Here is a 21622-nt window from a genome sequence, read left to right as displayed (position 1 = left end):
TTTCGCGAATCCAACGCGGTCAGTCCCCTCTCCCTCTGGGAGAGGGCTAGGGTGAGGGGCTTTTGACCTTAAGCTTTGCGCCAATTCAAGATCAATAAAGTCAAAACCCCCGCCACAATCCCCCAAAACGCCGACCCAATCGAAAACAGCGTCAGCCCCGACGCCGTAACCATGAAAGTAATCAGCGCCGCCTCCCGTTCTTTCACCTCGGTCATGGCAATGCTCAAACCATTGATGATCGAACCAAACAACGCCAGTGCCGCAATCGACAGCACCAGTTCTTTCGGCAGCGCGGCAAACAGTGCCGCCAACGTCGCGCCGAACACCCCGGCAATCCCGTAGAAAATCCCGCACCAGACGGCAGCGGTGTAACGCTTGTTGCGGTCTTCGTGGGCGTGCGGGCCGGTGCAGATCGCGGCGCTGATGGCGGCGAGGTTGATGCCGTGGGAGCCGAACGGCGCCAGCAGCAGCGAGGCGATGCCGGTGGTGGTGATCAGCGGCGAGGCCGGGACGTTGTAGCCGTCGGCGCGCAGGACGGCGACGCCCGGCATGTTCTGTGAGGTCATGGCGACCACGAACAGCGGGATGCCGATGCTGATGGTCGCGGCCAGTGAAAAGTGCGGTGTGGTCCAGACCGGAGTCGCAACTTCCAGATGAAAGCCGCTGAAATCGAGCAGGCCCATGGCGCCTGACAGCGCGGTGCCAACCAACAGAGCGGCGAGTACCGCGTAGCGTGGCGACAGACGTTTGATCAGCAGATACGTGAAGAACATCCCCAGCACCAGCCCGGTACGGTGCTGCGCAGCGACGAAGATTTCGCTGCCGATCTTGAAGAGGATGCCGGCCAGCAAAGCCGCGGCCAGCGAAGCGGGGATCTTCTTCACCAGCCGCTCGAAGCTGCCGGTCAGGCCGCAAATGGTCACCAGCACTGCGCAGGTAATGTAGGCGCCAATCGCCTCGCCGTAGCTCACACCGCCGAGGCTGGTGATCAAAAGGGCGGCGCCGGGGGTCGACCAGGCGATGGTGATCGGCGTGCGATAGCGCAGCGACAGGCCGATCGAAGACACCGCCATGCCGATCGAAATCGCCCAGATCCACGAGGAAATCTGCCCGCTGCTCAGGCCCGCCGCTTGCCCGGCCTGGAACATCAGCACCAGGGAGCTGGTGTAACCGGTCATCATCGCAATGAAGCCGGCGACGATGGCGGACGGTGTGGTGTCGGCGAGGGGACGCAGGCGGGCGTGGGTGGCGTCGGTCATGACGGTGGTGTTCCTTATACCAATGGAGATCCCCGCCACAACACAAATCCCTTGTAGGAGCGAGCCTGCTCGCGATAGCGGTGGGTCAGTTGACACTTTTTTGGATGACACACCGCTATCGCGAGCAGGCTCACTCCTACAGGGGGCGTGGACGAAGGCGGATTCTGCGATCAAGCCTAAACTCAAACCCGACGGATCGTTGCAATACAGCCGAACTCGCAAACAGCCGTACAGTCGTGTTGCCACCATTCATTGTGTACAATCGCGCTGTTTTTTACGCGATACTTGCCAGCGACCTACTGTGCCGTATTACAGTCACGGTCTATTCGCCGCAGTTCTTCCGACCCGAGTGCCCATGAACGAACAGTTGCAACCCCTCAAGAAACAACCGCGAGCAGGCAAAGCCGGGCGCAGCGGAACCCAGGACGATATTGTCTACGCGCATATCTTCGAGGCGATCCTCGAGCAGCGTCTGGCGCCCGGCACCAAGTTGAGCGAAGAAGCGCTGGGGGAAATCTTCGGGGTCAGCCGCACCATCATTCGCCGCGCGCTGTCGCGTCTGGCCCATGAAGGCGTGGTGTTGCTGCGGCCCAACCGTGGCGCGGTGGTCGCCAGCCCGAGCGTGGAAGAGGCGCGTCAGGTGTTTCTCGCGCGCCGTCTGGTCGAGCGCGCGATCACTGAACTGGCCGTGCAGCATGCCACGGCCGAGCAGATCGCCGAATTGCGACAGATGGTCAATGATGAACGCGACAGCTTCTCGCGCGGTGATCGCGGCGCCGGTATTCGACTCTCGGGCGAATTTCACCTGAAACTGGCGGAAGCGGCGATGAACGCGCCATTGATCAGCTTCCAGCGCAGCCTGGTCTCGCAGACCTCGCTGATCATTGCCCAGTATGAAAGCGGCAACCGTTCGCACTGTTCGTATGACGAACACACCCAATTGATCGACGCGATCGAGAAACGCGACGGCGAACTGGCGGTAAACCTGATGATGCACCACATGGATCACATCGACAGCAAGCTCAACCTCGACGAGGAAGGCGCGTCGGATGACCTGCATGCGGTGTTCTCGCATTTGTTGCAGACCAAGAAGCCGGGGCGTTCGAGCGCCAAGCTCTGAGCTGACACCGAGTCGCTCCAATCGCTGGCTTGCCAGCGATTGATCGTTCCCACGCTCTGCGTGGGAATGCAGCCCGTGACGCTCCGCGTCACTGGACGCGGAGCGTCCCTTGAGGCATTCCCACGCTCCGCGTGGGAATGATCAGGGTGCAAAAGAACCTAGCGCTGATGCACCAAAGCACCCGCCGCATACGTCTGCTGCACCGTGCGGTCATCGCCCAGGGTCATCAGCACGAACAACGTTTCGGCAATGTTGTTGGACTGCTTCAACCGGTAGCTCAGCAGCGGCGTGGCGTGGTAATCCAGCACCAGGAAATCCGCATCGGAACCCGGTTGCAGGTTGCCGATTCTGTCTTCCAGACGCAGCGCCCGCGCGCCACCCAGCGTCGCCAGATACAGCGACTTGAACGGGCTCAGCCGCGCGCCTTGCAGTTGCATCACCTTGTACGCTTCGTTGAGCGTCTGCAGCAGCGAGAAACTGGTGCCGCCACCGACGTCCGTACCGAGGCCGACATTGAGCTTGTGCTTTTCCGCCATCGGCAGGTTGAACAGGCCGCTGCCGAGGAACAGGTTGGACGTCGGGCAGAACGAGATCGCCGAGCCGGTTTCCGCCAGTCGCGCGCACTCGTCGTCACACAGGTGTACGCCATGGGCAAACACCGAGCGTTCGCCGAGCAACTGATAGTGATCGTAAACGTCGAGGTAGCCTTTGCGTTCCGGGAACAGCTCCTTGACCCACTCGATTTCCTTGAGGTTCTCGCTGATGTGGGTCTGCATGTACAGGTCCGGGTATTCGGTCAGCAGTTGCCCGGCGAGGGTCAGTTGCTCCGGGGTGCTGGTCGGCGCGAAGCGCGGGGTCACCGCATAGTGCAGGCGGCCCTTGCCGTGCCAGCGCTCGATCAGCGCCTTGCTCTCGACATAGCTTGATTCGGCGGTGTCGACCAGATAATCCGGGGCGTTGCGGTCCATCATCACCTTGCCGGCGATCATCCGCAGGTCGAGCTTTTCCGCCGCTTCAAAAAACGAGTTCACCGACTGCGGATGCACGCTGCCGAACACCAGTGCGGTGGTGGTGCCGTTGCGCAGCAGTTCCTTGATGAAAATGTCCGCGACTTCGTCGGCATGGGCCTTGTCGCCGAACTGGCTTTCGCAGGGGAAGGTGTAGGTGTTGAGCCAGTCGAGCAGTTGCTCGCCGTAGGAGCCGACCATGCCGGTTTGCGGCAGGTGGATGTGGGTGTCGATGAAGCCCGGGGTGATCAGCGCGTCCTGATAATGCTCGATTTCGATATCCGCCGGCAGGGTCGGCAGCAGGTCGCTGGCGTGGCCGAGGGCACTGATCTTGCCGCCATCGACCACCAGCAGGCCGTCCTCGAAATATTCGTAGGAGGCTTCGATGCCGACTTCGGCGGGGTCGGCAATGCTGTGCAGGATGGCGGCGCGGTAGGCTTTGCGAGTCAGAGGCATGAGGGTTCTCTAATCAGTTTGAGGCTTTGAGTTTGGCGGACTGGCTGCGGCGCGAGGCGGGCAGCAATCGGGCAATCGGTTCGGCGCTGGCGCTGTGCTGGCCGAAGTTGGCGTTGTAGGTGGCGACGATTTCGCCGGCGATGGAGATGGCGATCTCCACCGGCAGTTTGCCTTTGACTTCGCTGATGCCCATCGGGCAGCGCATGCGTTGCACCACGCTGGGGTCGAAACCGCGATCACGCAGGCGATGTTCGAACTTGACGCGTTTGGTCTTCGAGCCGATCAGGCCGAACCAGGCGAAGTCGTTGCGTTTGAGAATGGCGGCGGTGAGTTCCAGGTCGAGCTGATGGTTGTGGGTCATGACGATGCAATAGCTGCCGGCGGGCAGATCATCGACTTCATCCACAGGCTCTTCGCTGACGATTTTACGCACGCCGTGGGGGATGTGCTCAGGGAATTCCGCCTCGCGCGAATCGATCCAGCGCACCCGGCAGGGCAGGCTGGCGAGCAGCGGCACCAAGGCGCGACCGACGTGGCCGGCGCCGAATACAGCGATCTGCGCCTGCACCTGGCCCATCGGTTCGAACAGCAACACCGTGGCGCCGCCGCAGCACTGGCCCAGACTGGCGCCGAGGCTGAATCGCTCAAGATGGGTGTCCTGCTTGCCGCTGGCGAGCATGTCGCGGGCGATCTGCATGGCCTTGTATTCCAGATGCCCGCCACCAATGGTGTCGAACATCCGGTGGGCGCTGACGACCATTTTCGAGCCGGCATTGCGTGGCGTCGAGCCGAGCTCTTCGATGATCGTCACCAGCACACAGGGCTCGCCCTGGTTCTGCAGGTCGGCGAGGGCGTCGATCCAGTTGTACATAGTTCACCCCTACAACATCGTTGTCTGTTCGGGCCTCATCGCTGGCAAGCCAGCTCCCACAGTGATTTGTGGTGACCACAAAATCTGGACTCAACTCAAATCCTGTGGGAGCTGGCTTGCCAGCGATTGGCCGTGCCTCGGTCCTAGAGCGGAGCCAGCTCGGTTTCAGCCGCAACAGCTTTCACCGCTTTGAGCTGGCGCATCTGCTCACACCCCCACAACACCCGCTCCGGGGTCGCCGGCGCGTCGATGTTCGGCTGATGCTTGTAGTCACCGAGGCTCGCCACCGCATCCTTGATCGCGCACCAGGCGGCAATGCCGAGCATGAACGGCGGCTCGCCCACAGCCTTGGAATGGAACACCGTGTCTTCCGGGTTCTTGCGGTTTTCCACCAGTTTCACCCGCAGGTCCAGCGGCATGTCGGCCACGGCCGGGATCTTGTAACTGGCCGGGCCGTTGGTCATCAGCTTGCCCTTGTTGTTCCAGACCAGCTCTTCCATGGTCAGCCAGCCCATGCCCTGGACGAATCCGCCCTCGACCTGACCGATGTCGATCGACGGGTTCAGCGAGGCGCCGACGTCGTGAAGAATGTCGGTGCGCAGCATCTTGTACTCGCCGGTCAGGGTGTCGACGATCACTTCGCAGCACGCCGCGCCAAAGGCGAAGTAGTAGAACGGACGACCACGGGCCTGACTGCGGTCGTAGTAGATTTTCGGGGTCTTGTAGAAGCCGGTGCTCGACAGCGACACCTGATTGAAATATGCCTGCTGGACCAGCGCTTCGAAGGTCAGAATGTGCTCACGCACGCGCACATGGCCGTTGCGGAATTCGACGTCTTCTTCGCTGACCTTGAAATGCCGCGCGGCGAACTCGACCAGACGCTTCTTGATGGTTTCCGCCGCGTTCTGCGCCGCTTTGCCGTTGAGGTCGGCACCGCTCGAAGCAGCGGTTGGCGAGGTATTCGGTACCTTGTCGGTGTTGGTCGCGGTGATCTGCACGCGGTCGATGTCGACCTGGAACACTTCAGCCACAACCTGGGCGACTTTGGTATTCAGGCCCTGACCCATTTCCGTACCGCCGTGGTTCAGGTGGATGCTGCCGTCGGTGTAGATGTGGATCAACGCACCGGCCTGGTTGAGGAAGCTGGCGGTAAAAGAAATACCGAATTTCACCGGGGTCAGCGCCAGACCCTTTTTCAGGATCGGGCTGTTGGCGTTGTAGCGACGGATCGCTTCGCGGCGCTCGGCGTACTGGCTGCTGGCTTCCAGTTCGGCGGTCATCTCTTCGAGCATGTTGTGCTCGACGGTCTGGTAGTAGTGGGTGACGTTGCGTTCGGTCTTGCCGTAATAGTTGGCCTTGCGCACCGCCAGCGGATCGAGGTTGAGGTGGCGGGCGATCGCGTCCATCACTTCTTCGATGGCGACCATGCCTTGCGGGCCGCCGAAACCGCGATAGGCGGTGTTCGACGCAGTGTTGGTCTTGCAGCGGTGACCGTTGATGGTCGCATCGCCGAGGTAGTAGGAGTTGTCCGAGTGGAACATCGCACGGTCAACGATCGACGCCGACAGGTCCGGCGAGCAACCGCAGTTACCAGCCAGGTCCATATTGATCCCGTGCAGGCGGCCGCTGCTGTCGAAACCGACGTCGTACTCGACATAGAACGGGTGGCGCTTGCCGGTCATCAGCATGTCTTCGACGCGCGGCAGGCGCATCTTGGTCGGCTGGCCGGTGAGGTGCGCGACTACCGCGCACAGGCACGCCGGGCTCGCAGCCTGGGTTTCCTTGCCACCGAAACCACCGCCCATGCGGCGCATGTCGACGACGATCTTGTTCATCGACACGTCCAGCACTTCGGCGACCAGTTTCTGTACTTCGGTGGGGTTCTGCGTCGAGCAGTAGACGATCATGCCGCCGTCTTCGGTCGGCATCACCGAGGAGATCTGCGTCTCCAGGTAAAAGTGTTCCTGGCCGCCGATGTGTAGCGTGCCTTGAATGCGATGTTCAGCGCTGGCCAGCGCGGACACTGAATCGCCACGCTGATGGGTGTGGCTGTCCAGTACGAAGTGGCGCTTGCGCAGGGCTTCGACCACGTCGAGCACCGGTTCCAGGTCTTCGTATTCGATGATCGCGGCCATCGCCGCTTTGCGTGCGGTTTCCAGATCCTTCGCCGCGACGGCGAGCACCGGTTGCCCGACGAACTGCACATCGTCGATCGCCAGCAACGGATCGCCCGGCAGCAACGGGCCGATGTCTTTCAGGCCCGGCACGTCTTGGTGGGTGATGACGATGCGCACGCCTTCGAAGGCGTAGCAGGGCTGGGTGTCGATGCTGAGGATTTTCGCGTGGGCGCGGTCCGACAGACGCGCGTACAGGTGCAACTGGTTCGGAAATTCCAGGCGATCATCGATGTACTGCGCTTCACCGGACACATGCTTGGCGGCGCTGTCGTGCTTGACGCTGCGGCCGACGCCGGTGGTCAGATCTTTGGCGAACAGTTCAGCCAGTTCAGCTTGAGTTTTCTCTACGCCGTGATGGTTAGACATAAGCGGTCACCCGAGTCTCGATGTGCGGTGTTTGCAGTTCGATGAAGTATTTGCGCAACAGATTCTGCGCGCTGAGCAGGCGATATTCCTTGCTGGCGCGGAAGTCAGTCAGCGGCGTGAAGTCCTCGGCCAGTGCGGCGCAGGCGCGTTCGATCACGGCGTTATTGAACGGCTGACCGAGCAGCACGGCCTCGCAATGGGCGGCGCGTTTCGGAATGGCTGCCATGCCGCCGAAGGCCACGCGGGCGTCGGCGATCACGCCGTTTTCCACGCGCAGATTGAACGCGGCGCAGACGGCGGAGATGTCGTCGTCCAGACGCTTCGACACTTTATAGGCACGGAACAACTGCTCGGCGCTGGCGCGCGGAACGATGATTTTTTCGATGAACTCGCTTTCCTGACGGGCCGTGACGCGGTAGTCGATGAAGTAATCTTCCAGGTTCAGCGTGCGGCGGGTCTCGCTTTTGCACAGCACGATCTGCGCACCGAGGGCGATCAGCAGCGGTGGCGAATCACCGATCGGCGAGGCGTTGCCGATGTTGCCGCCGAGCGTGCCCTGGTTGCGGATCTGCAGCGAGGCGAAGCGCTGCAGCAGTTCGCCGAAGTCCGGGTGCTCGGCCTTCAGCGCTTCGTAGCAGTCGGAGAGGGCGGTCGCGGCGCCGATTTCGATACGGTCTTCGAAGGTTTCGATGCGCTTCATTTCAGCGACGTTGCCGACGTAGATCATCACCGGCAAGGTGCGGTGAAACTGCGTCACTTCCAAGGCCAGGTCGGTACCGCCGGCGAGCAGGCGCGCTTGTGGGTAAGCGTCGTAGAGATCGGCCAGGTCGGCCACGGTCAGCGGTACAAGACAGCGCTTGTCGCCGCTGTTGAGTTCGCCGATATCGGTCGGGGCGATGGCTTTGAGGCGGGCGATGGTTTCGGCTTCGCGGGCGTCGAACTGATCGGGCTGTTTAGCGCAGCAGGATTGCTCGGCCGCCGCCAGAATCGGCCGGTAGCCGGTGCAGCGGCAGAGGTTGCCGGCCAGCGCTTCGTGGGCCTTGGCGTGATCGGGGGCGTCGCTGTTCTTTTGCAGGGCAAACAGCGACATGACGAAACCGGGGGTGCAGAAGCCGCACTGCGAGCCGTGGCACTCCACCATCGCTTGCTGGACGCTGTGCAGTTGGCCTTGGTGTTTGAGGTCTTCGACGCTGATCAGTTGTTTGCCATGCAATGACGAGACGAAGGTCAGGCAGGAATTGAGGCTGCGATAGCGAATGTGCTCACGCCCGGCGTCATCCGTCTGCAATTCGCCGACCACCACGGTGCACGCGCCGCAGTCACCGCTGGCGCAACCTTCTTTGGTGCCAGGCTTGCCGACATGTTCGCGCAGGTAATTGAGCACAGTCAGATTCGGGTCCAGGGCGTGCTCGCTACGGAGTTCCTGGTTAAGTAAAAACTGGATCACGGAAGGCCTCGCAGACTCATTATTGTTGTTAACCGACGTGAACCGAATTTAGCAGGTCTGACTTTTCGGTCAATGGTTTTCTGACTTAAAGGTCAGGAAAATCGGTTTCGCCGATCAACAACGTGTCTATTGAGTATTGACCCTCATCGGTCACTGCGCTTTTTTGCGGGAATCGTGCCAAAAACCGCTGAGTGGGCACTCCGCCATGACCGTGCATTTGCGCTACACTGCGCCGCTTGTGCAGATCGATAGAGTTTGAAGGACAACCATGACGTTCAAGGCGCCGGACAGCCTCGCCGAGCAAATCGCTCACCACCTCGCCGAGCGCATCATTCGTGGCGAAATGAAGCCGGGAGAGCGCATCCAGGAACAGAAGGTCACGCTGGCGCTCAACGTCAGTCGCGGTTCGGTCCGCGAAGCCTTGCTCATCCTCGAACGCCGCCACCTGATCGCGATCCTGCCGCGGCGTGGGGCCCACGTCACCGAACTCACTGCGCACAAGGTGCAGAGCCTGTGCACGCTGATGAGCGAGCTGTACATCCTGCTCGGCAATTCGGTAGCCAACGGCTGGCAAGTGCAGTCGGACATGGCGCCGTTCGTGCAGATCCAGCAGCGCCTGACCGGGCATTACGAACGCGGCGATATTCGCAGCTTTGTCGATGACAGCTTCGCGGTGATGCGCGCCGCCTATCCGTTCGCCAACAACCCGTATCTGCAGGAAACCGTCGAGAACCTGCAACCGGCGATGAGCCGTGCGTACTTCCTCGCCCTCGAACAGCGCAAGGCAGAAATGAGTGAATTCCTCGAGCTGTTCGAACGCCTGCTCGCCGCCGTGCTCGCCCGTGATTTGCCGCAGATCCGCATCGTGCTGACGGCGTACGCCCAGCGCAGCTGCGATCTGGTGGTGTCTGCGCTGACGGTTGCTTAAGCGTGCGGCTCAAGTGCATCAAACTGGCGGGATTCAAATCCTTCGTCGATCCGACCACGGTGAACTTCCCCAGTAACATGGCGGCAGTGGTCGGGCCGAACGGTTGCGGCAAGTCGAACATCATCGACGCCGTACGCTGGGTGATGGGCGAAAGTTCGGCAAAGAACCTTCGCGGCGAGTCGATGACCGACGTCATCTTCAACGGCTCGACCAGCCGCAAACCGGTGAGCCAGGCGAGCATCGAGCTGGTGTTCGACAACTCCGACGGCACGCTGCTCGGCGAATACGCGGCCTACGCGGAAATCTCCATCCGCCGCAAAGTCACCCGCGACAGCCAGACCACCTATTATCTGAACGGCACCAAATGCCGGCGCCGCGACATAACCGATATCTTCCTCGGCACCGGCCTCGGCCCGCGCAGCTATTCGATCATCGAGCAGGGGATGATCTCCAAGCTGATCGAGTCCAAGCCCGAAGACCTGCGCAACTTCATCGAAGAAGCCGCCGGTATTTCCAAGTACAAGGAGCGTCGGCGCGAGACCGAAAACCGTATCCGCCGCACCCACGAAAACCTCGCGCGCCTGACTGACCTGCGCGAAGAGCTCGAGCGTCAACTCGAACGCCTGCACCGCCAAGCCGAAGCGGCGAAGAAGTATCAGGAATTCAAGGTCGAGGAGCGTCAGCTCAAGGCGCAACTGTCAGCGCTGCGCTGGCAGGATCTGAACGAGCAGGTCGGCCAGCGCGAGTCGATCATCGGCACCCAGGAAATCAGTTTCGAGGCGCTGGTTGCCGAGCAGCGTAATGCTGACGCGGCCATCGAGCGCCTGCGCGACGGCCACCACGACCTGTCCGAGCGCTTCAATCTGGTGCAGGGGCGGTTCTATTCGGTCGGCGGCGACATCGCCCGGGTCGAGCAGAGCATCCAGCACGGCCAGCAACGCTTGCGCCAGTTGCAGGATGATCTGAAAGAAGCCGAGCGCGCGCGCCTGGAAACCGAATCGCATCTGGGCCACGACCGCACGTTGCTGCTGACCCTCGGCGAAGAGCTGGACATGCTCACCCCTGAGCAGGAAGTCACCAGCGCTGCCGCCGAAGAAGCCGCCGCTGCACTGGAAGATTCCGAAAGCGTGATGCACGGCTGGCAGGAGCAGTGGGACGCCTTCAACCTGACCTCCGCCGAACCGCGGCGTCAGGCCGAAGTGCAGCAGTCGCGCATTCAGCAACTCGAAGCGAGCATGGAGCGTCTGGCCGACCGGCAGAAACGTCTCGGCGAAGAGCGCGCGCTGCTGTCTGCCGACCCGGAAGACGCGGCGATCATGGCGCTCAACGAGCAGCTCGCCGAGTCCGAAGCGACTCTCGAAGATCTGCAGACCAGCGAAGAAGCGCAGGTCGAAAAACTCGAACAGCTGCGCCAGGAACTGCAGCAAGCGCTGACCGCCCAGCAACAGGCACAGGGCGATCTGCAGCGGCTCAACGGGCGCCTCGCGTCCCTTGAAGCCCTGCAACAGGCGGCGCTTGATCCGGGCACCGGCACCGCCGAATGGCTGAAGGAACACAATCTCACCGAGCGCCCGCGTCTGGCCGAAGGCCTCAAGGTCGAGGCCGGTTGGGAGCTGGCGGTGGAAACCGTGCTCGGCGCCGATCTGCAAGCGGTGCTGGTCGACGACTTCAGCGGTTTTGATTTGTCCGGTTTTACCCAAGGCGATCTGCGCCTGCTCAGCCCGGCCAGCGATGGTGTGCGCGTGGCCGGCAGTCTGCTGGATAAAGTCGAGGCGCAGATCGATCTGTCGCCGTGGCTCGCTCAGGTCAAACCGGTCGACAGCCTCGAGCAGGCCTTGGCCACGCGCGGGCAGCTCGGCGCTGGCGAAAGCCTGATCAGCCGCGACGGCTATTGGGTCGGTCGGCACTTTTTGCGCGTGCGCCGGGCCAGCGAAGCGGAAAGCGGCATGCTCGCCCGTGGTCAGGAAATCGAAGCGCTGCACCTCGAACGGGAGGAGAAAGAAGCCACCGTCGAGGCCATGGAAGCACGCCTGCAAACCCTGCGCGCGCAACAGCGTCAGCAGGAAAACGGTCGCGAGCATCTGCGCCGTTTGCTGCAGGACGAAGCCCGTCAGCAAGGCGAATTGAAAGCACAGTTATCCGCCGGCAAAGCCAAGGCCGAGCAACTGAGCTTGCGTCGCACACGCCTCGATGAAGAACTGGTCGAACTCGCCGAACAGCGCGAGCTTGAGCACGAGCAGGTCGGCGAAGCGCGCATGCAATTGCAGGAAGCGCTTGATGCCATGGCGCTCGATACCGAGCAGCGCGAGTTGCTGCTGGCCCAGCGCGACAGCCTGCGCGAACGCCTCGACCGGGTGCGTCAGGAAGCCCGCCAGCACAAGGATCACGCCCATCAGTTGGCCGTGCGCCTCGGCTCGTTGCGTGCGCAACACGACTCCACGCGCCAGGCGCTGGAGCGTCTGGAAATGCAGGCCGAGCGCCTGACCGAAAAGCGCGAACAGTTGAGTCTGAATCTGGAGGAGGGCGAGGCGCCGCTGGAAGAGCTGCGCCTGAAACTCGAAGAACTGCTCGACAAGCGCATGACCGTCGACGAAGAACTCAAGACCGCACAGATCGCTCTGGAAGACGCCGACCGCGAACTGCGCGACGCGGAAAAACGCCGCACCCAGGCCGAGCAGCAATCGCAGCTGATTCGCGGCCAGCTCGAACAGCAACGCATGGAATGGCAAGCCCTGACCGTGCGGCGCAAGGCCTTGCAGGATCAGTTGCTTGAAGACGGCTACGATCTCAACGGCGTGCTCGCGACTTTGACCGCACAGGCCAGTGAACGCGAAGCCGAAGAAGAACTCGAACGCATCAACGCGCGGATTCAACGCCTGGGCGCGATCAACCTCGCGGCCATCGACGAATACACGCAACAATCGGAGCGTAAACGTTATCTGGATGCGCAGGATGCCGATCTGGTCGAAGCGCTGGAGACGCTGGAAAACGTGATTCGCAAGATCGACAAGGAAACCCGCAACCGTTTCAAGGATACCTTTGATCAGATCAATGGCGGTTTACAGGCGCTTTTTCCAAAAGTTTTCGGTGGCGGGCGCGCGTATTTGGAACTGACGGGCGAAGATCTACTCGATACAGGGGTGACGATCATGGCGCAGCCGCCCGGAAAGAAGAACAGCACCATCCATTTGCTCTCCGGCGGCGAAAAAGCCCTGACGGCACTGGCCCTGGTTTTTGCCATCTTCAAGTTGAATCCGGCGCCGTTCTGCATGCTCGACGAAGTTGACGCACCGCTGGATGACGCTAACGTTGGACGCTATGCACGCCTGGTCAAAGAGATGTCGCAGACCGTGCAGTTCATCTATATCACCCACAACAAGATCGCCATGGAAATGGCCGAACAGTTGATGGGCGTGACGATGCATGAGCCGGGTTGTTCGCGGCTGGTGGCGGTGGATGTCGAGGAGGCGATGGCGATGGTGGACGCCTGATATGGCGTGCGTCGGAAAGGTAAACGAGGGCTGTAGGACTTTTTTACCGAGGGGAATGAGCTGGCGATTCGACATATTCGCGCAAGCCAATGAGACAGACGGTGTAAAGTTGCCTTTGGTCGTGCTAGTTTAATGTCAATTTTTCGTATACGTGGGCAAAACGCCTGTCAGAACATAGAGTTGGCGCCACGTTTTAAAGCGGTTTGCACAATGTAAACCCCTTATTTTTCAGCATTTTTTATAGAGGCACGGGATTACATGGAAATCGGTCTGCGCGAGTGGCTGATCGTCATCGGCATCATAGTGATAGCCGGTATTCTTTTCGATGGCTGGCGCCGTATGCGCGGCGGCAAGGGAAAACTGAAATTCCGTCTTGACCGAAGTCTGTCCAACCTGCCGGACGAGGACAACAGCGCCGAGCTGCTGGGCCCGGCCCGCGTACTGGACACGCATAAGGAACCGCAACTGGACGAGCACGATCTGCCGTCGGTGAGCATGCCGGCCCGTGAAGCCCGCGAGCCGCGCGAATCCGGTTCGAAACGTGGCAAGCGTGGCAACAACGGCCCGGCGCAGGGCGACCTGAACCTTGACCTCGATCTGGACGGTGGCCCGAGCTTCAACAGCCGTGACGACGATTTCGCTGAAGACAGCAAGCCTTCGCCGGCCGTGGCCGACAAGGATCAGCCGCAAGCCGAAGAAGTCCTGGTGATCAGCGTGATCTGCCGCGACCCGGCCGGTTTCAAAGGCCCGGCGTTGTTGCAGAACATCCTCGAAAGCGGTCTGCGTTTTGGCGAGATGGATATTTTCCACCGCCACGAAAGCATGGCTGGCAACGGTGAAGTGCTGTTCTCCATGGCCAATGCGGTCAAGCCGGGCATTTTCGATCTGGACGACATCGACCATTTCAGCACCCCGGCGGTGAGCTTCTTCCTCGGCCTGCCAGGCCCGCGTCATCCGAAGCAAGCCTTCGACGTGATGGTGGCCGCTGCCCGCAAGCTGTCTCAGGAGCTCAATGGCGAGCTGAAAGATGACCAGCGCAGCGTTCTGACCGCGCAGACCATCGAGCATTACCGCCAGCGCATCGTCGAATTCGAGCGCCGCGCGCTGACCCAGAAGCGTTGATACAAAAGGTTGTTCCTGTTTAACGGGACGATCGGCAGAATGATTGAGCAGCCTCGGCTGCTCTTTTGCTTTATGAGAGAACACCATGACCACCGCGAAAAACCGCATCCTCGAGCTGCGCGCTGAACTCGACCAGCACAACTACCGCTACCACGTTCTCGACGAGCCGAGCATTCCGGACGCCGAGTACGACCGGTTGTTCCACGAGCTCAAGGCGCTGGAAGCGGCCAATCCGGAACTGATCACCAGCGACTCGCCGACCCAGCGCGTCGGCAGCGTGGCGCTTACCGCGTTCACTCAGGTGCGGCATGAAGTGCCGATGCTCAGCCTCGGCAACGCCTTCGAAGAAACCGACATGCGCGAGTTCGATCGCCGCGTGACCGAAGGCCTGGACATGCCTGCGGGCGATCTGTTCGGCGGCGGGGCGGCCGTGGAATACAGCTGCGAGCCGAAACTCGATGGCTTGGCGGTCAGCCTGCTGTATCAGGACGGTGTGCTGGTGCGCGGTGCCACACGCGGCGACGGCACCACCGGTGAAGACATCAGCGTCAACGTGCGCACCGTGCGCAACATCCCGCTCAAGCTGCACGGCGAAGGCTGGCCGGCGACCCTGGAAGTGCGCGGCGAAGTGTTCATGTCCAAGGCCGGTTTCGAGCGGCTCAACGCCTCGCAACTGGAAATCGGCGGCAAGACCTTCGCCAACCCGCGCAACGCCGCGGCCGGCAGCCTGCGCCAGCTCGATTCGAAGATCACCGCCAACCGACCGCTGGAATTCTGCTGCTACGGCATCGGCCAGGTTTCGCACGATATTTCCGACACCCACATCGGCAACCTCAAGCAGTTGCAGAAGTGGGGCATGCCGATCAGTCACGAACTGAAACTGGCCAAGGGCATCGACGAATGCCTGGAGTACTACCGCGACATCGGCGCGCGCCGCGACTCGCTGGCCTATGAAATCGACGGCGTGGTGTTCAAGGTCAACAGCATTGCCGACCAGCGCGAACTGGGCTTCCGCGCCCGCGAGCCGCGCTGGGCGATCGCGCATAAATTCCCGGCCATGGAAGAACTCACCGAACTGCTCGACGTGGAATTCCAGGTCGGCCGCACCGGTGCAGTAACGCCAGTGGCGCGCTTGAAACCGGTGAAAGTCGCCGGCGTCACCGTCGCCAATGCCACGCTGCACAACATGGACGAAGTCGCGCGGCTGGGTCTGATGATCGGCGACACGGTGATCATCCGCCGCGCCGGTGATGTGATTCCACAAGTGGTACAAGTGGTCACCGAGCGCCGTCCGGAGCACGCACGCGCAGTAGAGATTCCGCAGAGCTGCCCGGTCTGTGGATCTCACGTCGAGCGCACGCAACTGATCAAACGCAGCAAGGGCAAGGAAACCGTCAGCAAAGGTGCGGTGTATCGCTGCGTCGGCCGTCTGGCCTGTGGCGCGCAACTCAAGCAGGCGATCATTCATTTCGTCTCGCGCCGGGCGATGGACATCGAAGGGCTGGGCGACAAGAGCGTCGAGCAGTTGGTCGACGAGGGTCTGGTCAATTCCCCGGCCGATCTGTACGCGCTGAAGTTCGACGACATCGTCGATCTGGAAGGCTTCGCCGAGGTGTCCAGCAACAAACTGTTGAAGGCCATCGAGGACAGTAAACAGCCGGGCCTGGCGCGCTTTATCTACGCACTCGGCATCCCCGATGTTGGCGAGGAGACGGCGAAGGTGCTGGCACGCTCGTTGGGGTCGTTGGAGCGGGTACAGCAGGCTTTGCCGCAAGTGCTGACCTACCTGCCGGATGTCGGCCTGGAAGTAGCCCACGAGATTCACAGCTTCTTTGAAGATGCGCATAACCAGCAGGTCATCAGCGAGTTGCTTGGCCACGGTTTGCAGATTCGGGATCAGGGCGAACTGGGCGCCGAGTTCGCCGCGAGCACGACGCTGGGTGGGTTTCTCGACAAGCTGCATATTCCTTCGGTAGGCCCGGGTGGCGCGCAGAAACTCGCCGACAAGTTTGGCTCGCTGGAAGCCGTGATGACCGCCGACTGGCTGGACATGCGCCGGGCCTTGCCGGAGAAGCAGGCGAATTCGGTGCGCGAGTTTTTTGCCTTGCCCGAGCATCGGCAACTGGCCGAGGCGTCGGAAAAGCAGCTGCGTGATTTTGGCATGCACTGGCAGAGCGAGAAGAAAGTCGTCGAAGGCTTGCCGTTGTCCGGCGAGACCTGGGTGCTGACCGGCAAGGTCGAATTGATGAGCCGCGATGTCGCCAAAGAGCATCTGGAAAGCCTCGGCGCTAAAGTCGCAGGCTCGGTGTCGGCCAAGACCCATTGCGTGGTCGCCGGCCCCGGTGCCGGCTCGAAGCTGACCAAGGCCAATGAGCTGGGCGTGAAGGTCATGGATGAGGAGGCGTTTGTCGCTTTCCTCAAAACCCATGGTATTTCCGTATGACCGTTTTCTCACACCCCCTCAACTGATCATTCCCACGCTCCGCGTGGGAATACCGCCCCGGACGCAGAGCGTCCGCTGTGACGCAGAGCGTCACGGGATGCGTTACCACGCGGAGCGTGGGAACGCCCCCTCAACTGATCATTCCCACGCTCCGCGTGGGAATACCGCCCCGGACGCAGAGCGTCCGCTGTGACGCAGAGCGTCACGGGATGCGTTACCACGCGGAGCGTGGGAACGATCAGTTGTAGGCAGTGTGGCAATGGGAACGATGTTGCCTTCAGGATGATCTAGTCTTGGCCAGTCCCAGGGAGAGATCGCCATGCACCGCTTCTTCGAGCAGCTCAGTTCCCGCATCATCGCGCCGTTCATGGCCGGGTCTTCACGTAACAGTAAAATCTGGCCGTGCCGCTGCGGGCAGTCGCTGTTCTTTCGTAACAGCCAGTGCCTGGCGTGCAACGCCTTGCTCGGTTATCAACCGGAAGAAAGCCGCCTGACCTCGCTGCAACCGGGGCCGCAAGCCGATACATGGACGCTTGACGCCGATCCCGACGCCGGATTGTTTCGCCGCTGCGCCAACCTCGATACAGCCGCCGCATGCAACTGGCTGCTGCCGGCTAACGATCACGACAGCCTGTGCATCGCCTGCAGCCTCAATCGCACCATTCCCGACCTGTCCGTCCCGGAAAATCCCGAGCGCTGGCGCAAAGTTGAAATCGCCAAACGCCGCCTCGTCGCGCAACTGATTACCCTCGGCCTGCCGGTCATCCCGAAAAGCGTCGATGAAGAAACCGGGCTGGCCTTCGATTTCATCGGCGTCGACCTCGAAGGCAACGCGCCAATGACCGGTCACGCCAATGGCCTGATCACCCTCGACATCAAGGAAGCCGACGACGCCCACCGCGAGCAGGTGAGGGCGCAGATGCACGAACCCTATCGCACGCTGCTCGGGCATTTTCGCCACGAAGTCGGCCACTACTACTGGGATCGCCTGATCGCCAACGGCCCGTGGCTCGGCGCGTTCCGCAGCCTGTTCGGCGACGAGCGCGCCAGTTACGCCGAAGCGCTCGATCGGCATTATCAGCAGGGCGCCCCACTGGACTGGCCGCAGCATTACGTCAGTGCCTACGCGACCATGCATCCGTGGGAAGACTGGGCGGAAACCTGGGCGCATTACCTGCACATGATGGACGCCGTGGACACCGCACTGGGCTTTGGCATGAGCGCAAGGGAAATGGACTTCGATTACCAGCCGTTTCCGCCCAGCACGCTGTACGACCCCGAACATCCCGGCGGCGCGGCGTTCCTGTCATTCGTCAATGCGTGGATCGAACTGGCCGGCATGCTCAACGAACTGTCGCGCAGCATGGGTCAGCCGGATTTCTACCCGTTCGTCCTGCCGGCTGCGGCGATTGCCAAGCTGCACTTCATCCATCTGGTCATCCAGCAAGCTGGCGGCAGGGCCGACGAGGTGCTTCAGGCGCAATAGCAAGTGCTTGAGCCCCTTGATATTTTTAATCTGCAACCAGGGTTGTAACTTCGTCTCAGACAGGTACAATGGCGCGGCTCGCCGACAGGCAAGCGTCGTTATGGTGACCCCATCGGTCCCCCCGCAACGATTACCCGTGAACCTGGTCAGAGCCGGAAGGCAGCAGCCACAGCGGGAACATTGTGTGCCGGGGTGTGGCTGGTGGGGTTGCCACCTTAACGAACAATCGAACGCTTCAACCAGAACTGCATGGGGTTCACCCACTGCGGTTTTTTTGTGTCTGTGATTTATCAGTTCGACACAAATCCCTGTAGGAGGGAGCCTGCTCGCGATAGCGGTGTGTCAGTGGACCTAGATGTTTCTGACACACCGCTATCGCGAGCAGGCTCACTCCTACACGGGTTATCGGGTGTTGTAGGAATGGCCGGTATACAGCCGGATAATCTCCTCAATCTCCCCCGACGTCTTCATCCGCAGCAACGTGCGCAATATCCGCTGCACCGGCACGTTCGGATCGTTTCTCACATAACAGCCCACCTCCTGCTCCTGCAGCACCGCTACCGCTTGCAGTTGTTCCGCCGGCAGCAGGCGTTGATTGAACCAGTCCAGTGCCCACTGGTTGCTCACGGCATAGCGATAACGCCCGGCCAGCAGTTTTTCCAGCACTTGTTCCTGATTGCGCGCGTCTTCGCGTTGCAGTTGATCGGCCTCGAACAGTGATTGCAGGGTCGGGTAGGTGTAGCCGCGCACCGTGCCGATGGCCTGGCGGGGCAGGCGCGCGGGATCAATGTCCGCAGGCTGGTCCTTGCGGCTGATCAGCAGGTCGCGCTGGAACAGCAGCGGCACGCTCCACAGGTAATCGCCGGACTGATTCGGCAGCCACGACTGGGCGGCATAGCAGCGCACATCGATCTCGCCATTTTCCATGGCGCTTTGCACGCGCGCGCGGGGCAGCACGATGAATTCGGCTGGCGCGCCGACCTGCGTTGCGAGGCTGAGCATCAGGTCGAAGAGGATGCCTTGGGTCGGGCGGTTGCGTTCGAGCTGCACCATCGGCATCGCCCAGCTGTCAGACACCGCGAAGCGCAGCGGCGGTTCGGCGGCCGTCGCGCTCAGGCTGATACCCAGCAATGCCCCCATGGCCCACCGCATAAATGCTCCGGTCGTTGCCCATCCCGAGCCGATAAAAGCCTCTGCTGATGCAGCTTAGCCATTTTAGGCGCGGACACCGGATGCAATTTTGCCCTTGCTCCGCTAGCATTAGCCGCTTCAGCTTCCTTCGTTGCGACGGTTTTCGATGAGTTATCAGGTTCTTGCACGTAAATGGCGTCCGCGCTCGTTCCGCGAAATGGTCGGCCAGACCCATGTGCTCAAGGCTCTGATCAATGCCTTGGACAGCCAGCGGCTGCACCATGCGTACCTGTTTACCGGGACGCGCGGGGTCGGCAAGACCACCATTGCGCGGATCATTGCCAAATGCCTGAACTGTGAAACAGGTATCACCTCCAGCCCGTGCGGCGAGTGCTCGGTGTGCCGGGAAATCGATGAGGGCCGTTTCGTCGACCTGATCGAGATCGACGCCGCCAGCCGCACCAAGGTCGAAGACACCCGCGAGCTGCTCGACAACGTGCAGTACGCGCCGAGCCGTGGGCGCTTCAAGGTCTACCTGATCGACGAAGTGCACATGCTCTCCAGCCATTCCTTCAATGCGCTGTTGAAGACCCTCGAAGAGCCGCCGCCGTACGTCAAGTTCATCCTGGCGACCACCGATCCGCAGAAACTTCCGGCAACGATTCTCTCGCGCTGCCTGCAGTTTTCCCTGAAGAACATGACGCCGGAGCGGGTGGTCGAGCATTTGACCCAAGTGCTGACGGCGGAAAACGTGCCGTTCGAAGACGATGCATTGTGGCTGCTCGGTCGCGCCGCTGACGGTTCGATGCGTGACGCCATGAGCCTGACGGATCAGGCCATCGCCTTCGGTGAAGGCAAGGTCCTCGCCACCGACGTGCGTGCGATGCTCGGCACCCTGGATCACGGCCAGGTCTTTGACGTCCTGCATTCGTTGATCGAAGGCGACGCCAAGGCCCTTCTTGAAGCCGTGCGTCATCTGGCCGAGCAGGGCCCGGACTGGAACGGCGTGCTCTCGGAAATTCTCAACGTGCTGCACCGTGTCGCCATCGCCCAGGCATTGCCCGAAGGTGTCGACAACGGCCATGGCGACCGTGACCGCGTATTGGCGCTGGCCCAGGCTTTGCCGGCGGAAGACGTGCAGTTCTACTACCAGATGGGCCTGATCGGTCGCCGCGACTTGCCGCTGGCGCCGGACCCGCGCGGTGGTTTCGAGATGGTTCTGCTGCGGATGCTGGCGTTCCGACCGGCCGACACGGCGGACGCCCCGAGGCAACCGCTAAAGCCAGTGGGGATCAGCCAAGCCACAGTTGATTCCGCAAACGCCGTGGCTGCCGCGCCCAAGCCTGCGCCGGTGGTCGCCGCGCCCACTGCGCCAGCGCCGACGCCAGTGGTTGCACCGGCACCTGCCGCCGCGCCCGCGCCGGTTGCAGCGGCTGAACCGGAACCCGTCGCAGAGCCTGAGCCCGTGGCCGTCGAAGCGCTGGTTGATCTGCCGTGGAACGACCCGGTAGAAGCCGAGGCTGAACCTGCGCCAGTGCAGCAACCTGCCGTCGAGCCGGTGCTGGAAACCGCCGCCGAGCAACCCGAGTTGCCGCCGATGCCGCTGCCGACCCCGGACAGCGTCGTCCCGGACGCGCCGGAGTGGGCCGCGGCGCCGATTCCCGAGCCGTCGGTCGCTGACGTCGATGCCGCCACGCCGGGCATGGATCTCGACGACGAGCCGCCGCTGGATGAGGATTACATCGAGCCGGACATGGATTCGGCCTACAGCTACCTCGACGAACTGGCCAGCGAACACGCCGCCGACCCCGAACCGGAACCCGAGCCTGAACCGGCTGCGGCCCCGGCCACCGGTCTGGCTGCGCAATGGCTGGAGCTGTTCCCGAAACTGCCGATCTCCGGCATGACCGGCAGCATCGCCGCCAACTGCACGCTGATCGCAGTGGATGGCGACCACTGGCTGATGCACCTCGATCCGGCGCACAGCGCATTGTTCAACGCCACCCAGCAACGACGTCTCAACGACGCGCTGAACCAGTTCCACGGGCGCACGCTGAGCCTGACCATCGAGCTGATCAAGCCCGAGCAGGAAACCCCGGCCCAGGCGGCCTCGCGGCGCCGTGCCAACCGTCAGCGCGAGGCGGAGGAGTCGATCCACGGCGATCCGTTCATCCAGCAGATGGTTCAGCAGTTCGGCGCGGTGGTGCGACACGATACTATTGAACCTGTCGACGCCTTGGTCACCCAAGGCTAATAACTGTAGGTGCCCGGCCAACATCGCCGGGCGCTGTTTTGATCCAAGTACATTTGAGGTGATT

Annotated in this window: 13 protein-coding genes and 1 other RNA gene; 8 read left to right on the top strand and 6 right to left on the bottom strand. The window is 61.7% G+C overall.

The window, feature by feature from the left end:
- Positions 1–68: 68 nt before the first annotated feature.
- Entirely contained in the window at positions 69–1259 is a 1191-nt protein-coding gene (locus J3P75_RS18455; protein WP_434707738.1) for a benzoate/H(+) symporter BenE family transporter, read from the bottom strand.
- 355 nt (positions 1260–1614) lie between these two features.
- Here J3P75_RS18455 and J3P75_RS18450 point away from each other — a divergent pair, with 355 nt between their 5' ends.
- On the top strand, positions 1615–2379 hold the full coding sequence (locus tag J3P75_RS18450; protein ID WP_039763010.1) for a GntR family transcriptional regulator: 765 nt from the start codon (positions 1615–1617) through the stop codon (positions 2377–2379).
- Between the two features lie 158 nt (positions 2380–2537).
- On the opposite strand, the gene guaD is transcribed toward J3P75_RS18450, so the two are convergent.
- From guaD to xdhA, 4 genes are all read right to left on the bottom strand, one after another.
- Positions 2538–3842 carry a guanine deaminase gene (gene guaD / locus J3P75_RS18445; RefSeq protein ID WP_434707737.1) on the bottom strand — a complete coding sequence of 435 codons (1305 nt, stop codon included), beginning with the start codon at positions 3840–3842 and terminating at the stop codon, positions 2538–2540.
- 13 nt (positions 3843–3855) lie between these two features.
- Positions 3856–4713 carry a xanthine dehydrogenase accessory protein XdhC gene (xdhC, locus tag J3P75_RS18440; protein ID WP_434707736.1) on the bottom strand — a complete coding sequence of 286 codons (858 nt, stop codon included), beginning with the start codon at positions 4711–4713 and terminating at the stop codon, positions 3856–3858.
- Between the two features lie 143 nt (positions 4714–4856).
- Positions 4857–7256 (bottom strand): xanthine dehydrogenase molybdopterin binding subunit, encoded by a 2400-nt coding sequence (gene xdhB, locus J3P75_RS18435; RefSeq protein ID WP_434707735.1) that lies wholly within the window; start codon positions 7254–7256, stop codon positions 4857–4859.
- Positions 7249–8703, bottom strand: coding sequence for a xanthine dehydrogenase small subunit (xdhA, locus tag J3P75_RS18430; protein WP_434707734.1), 1455 nt, complete (start codon positions 8701–8703; stop codon positions 7249–7251). Before xdhA ends, xdhB begins: the two co-directional genes overlap by 8 nt.
- A gap of 268 nt (positions 8704–8971) precedes the next feature.
- Between xdhA and J3P75_RS18425 the strand changes: the two genes are divergently transcribed.
- From J3P75_RS18425 to ffs, 6 genes are all read left to right on the top strand, one after another.
- On the top strand, positions 8972–9631 hold the full coding sequence (locus J3P75_RS18425; protein WP_093103020.1) for a GntR family transcriptional regulator: 660 nt from the start codon (positions 8972–8974) through the stop codon (positions 9629–9631).
- 2 nt (positions 9632–9633) lie between these two features.
- Positions 9634–13122, top strand: a complete 3489-nt coding sequence (gene smc, locus J3P75_RS18420; protein ID WP_434707733.1) for a chromosome segregation protein SMC — start codon at positions 9634–9636, stop codon at positions 13120–13122.
- Between the two features lie 258 nt (positions 13123–13380).
- On the top strand, positions 13381–14244 hold the full coding sequence (zipA, locus tag J3P75_RS18415; RefSeq protein WP_434707732.1) for a cell division protein ZipA: 864 nt from the start codon (positions 13381–13383) through the stop codon (positions 14242–14244).
- Positions 14245–14329: 85 nt separating this feature from the next.
- Positions 14330–16687 (top strand): NAD-dependent DNA ligase LigA, encoded by a 2358-nt coding sequence (ligA, locus tag J3P75_RS18410; protein ID WP_434707731.1) that lies wholly within the window; start codon positions 14330–14332, stop codon positions 16685–16687.
- A 319-nt stretch (positions 16688–17006) separates the two neighbouring features.
- Positions 17007–18173, top strand: coding sequence for a zinc-binding metallopeptidase family protein (locus J3P75_RS18405; RefSeq protein WP_434707730.1), 1167 nt, complete (start codon positions 17007–17009; stop codon positions 18171–18173).
- Between the two features lie 110 nt (positions 18174–18283).
- Positions 18284–18380: signal recognition particle sRNA small type (ffs, locus tag J3P75_RS18400), an RNA gene on the top strand.
- A 195-nt stretch (positions 18381–18575) separates the two neighbouring features.
- On the opposite strand, the gene J3P75_RS18395 is transcribed toward ffs, so the two are convergent.
- Positions 18576–19325: a substrate-binding periplasmic protein gene (locus J3P75_RS18395; protein WP_434707729.1), complete on the bottom strand. Its 750-nt coding sequence runs from the start codon at positions 19323–19325 to the stop codon at positions 18576–18578.
- Positions 19326–19470: 145 nt separating this feature from the next.
- On the opposite strand from J3P75_RS18395, the gene dnaX reads away from it, so the two are divergent.
- On the top strand, positions 19471–21558 hold the full coding sequence (gene dnaX / locus J3P75_RS18390) for a DNA polymerase III subunit gamma/tau (protein ID WP_434707728.1): 2088 nt from the start codon (positions 19471–19473) through the stop codon (positions 21556–21558).
- Positions 21559–21622: the final 64 nt, after the last annotated feature.

Origin of the sequence: Pseudomonas sp. R1-1 (genome assembly GCF_051132135.1) — a bacterium.
Taxonomy (GTDB): domain Bacteria; phylum Pseudomonadota; class Gammaproteobacteria; order Pseudomonadales; family Pseudomonadaceae; genus Aquipseudomonas.
Note: the sequence above shows the minus strand (reverse complement) of the source record. Positions and strands in the feature narration are given on the sequence as shown.

Bases quoted from the DNA above. Each gene is read 5' to 3' on its own strand.
- guaD (WP_434707737.1), bottom strand. From the start codon at position 3,842: ATGCCTCTGACTCGCAAAGCCTACCGCGCCGCCATCCTGCACAGCATT.
- xdhC (WP_434707736.1), bottom strand. From the start codon at position 4,713: ATGTACAACTGGATCGACGCCCTCGCCGACCTGCAGAACCAGGGCGAG.
- J3P75_RS18425 (WP_093103020.1), top strand. From the start codon at position 8,972: ATGACGTTCAAGGCGCCGGACAGCCTCGCCGAGCAAATCGCTCACCAC.
- ligA (WP_434707731.1), top strand. From the start codon at position 14,330: ATGACCACCGCGAAAAACCGCATCCTCGAGCTGCGCGCTGAACTCGAC.
- J3P75_RS18405 (WP_434707730.1), top strand. From the start codon at position 17,007: ATGCACCGCTTCTTCGAGCAGCTCAGTTCCCGCATCATCGCGCCGTTC.
- zipA (WP_434707732.1), top strand. From the start codon at position 13,381: ATGGAAATCGGTCTGCGCGAGTGGCTGATCGTCATCGGCATCATAGTG.
- J3P75_RS18450 (WP_039763010.1), top strand. From the start codon at position 1,615: ATGAACGAACAGTTGCAACCCCTCAAGAAACAACCGCGAGCAGGCAAA.
- J3P75_RS18395 (WP_434707729.1), bottom strand. From the start codon at position 19,325: ATGCGGTGGGCCATGGGGGCATTGCTGGGTATCAGCCTGAGCGCGACG.
- xdhB (WP_434707735.1), bottom strand. From the start codon at position 7,256: ATGTCTAACCATCACGGCGTAGAGAAAACTCAAGCTGAACTGGCTGAA.
- J3P75_RS18455 (WP_434707738.1), bottom strand. From the start codon at position 1,259: ATGACCGACGCCACCCACGCCCGCCTGCGTCCCCTCGCCGACACCACA.
- dnaX (WP_434707728.1), top strand. From the start codon at position 19,471: ATGAGTTATCAGGTTCTTGCACGTAAATGGCGTCCGCGCTCGTTCCGC.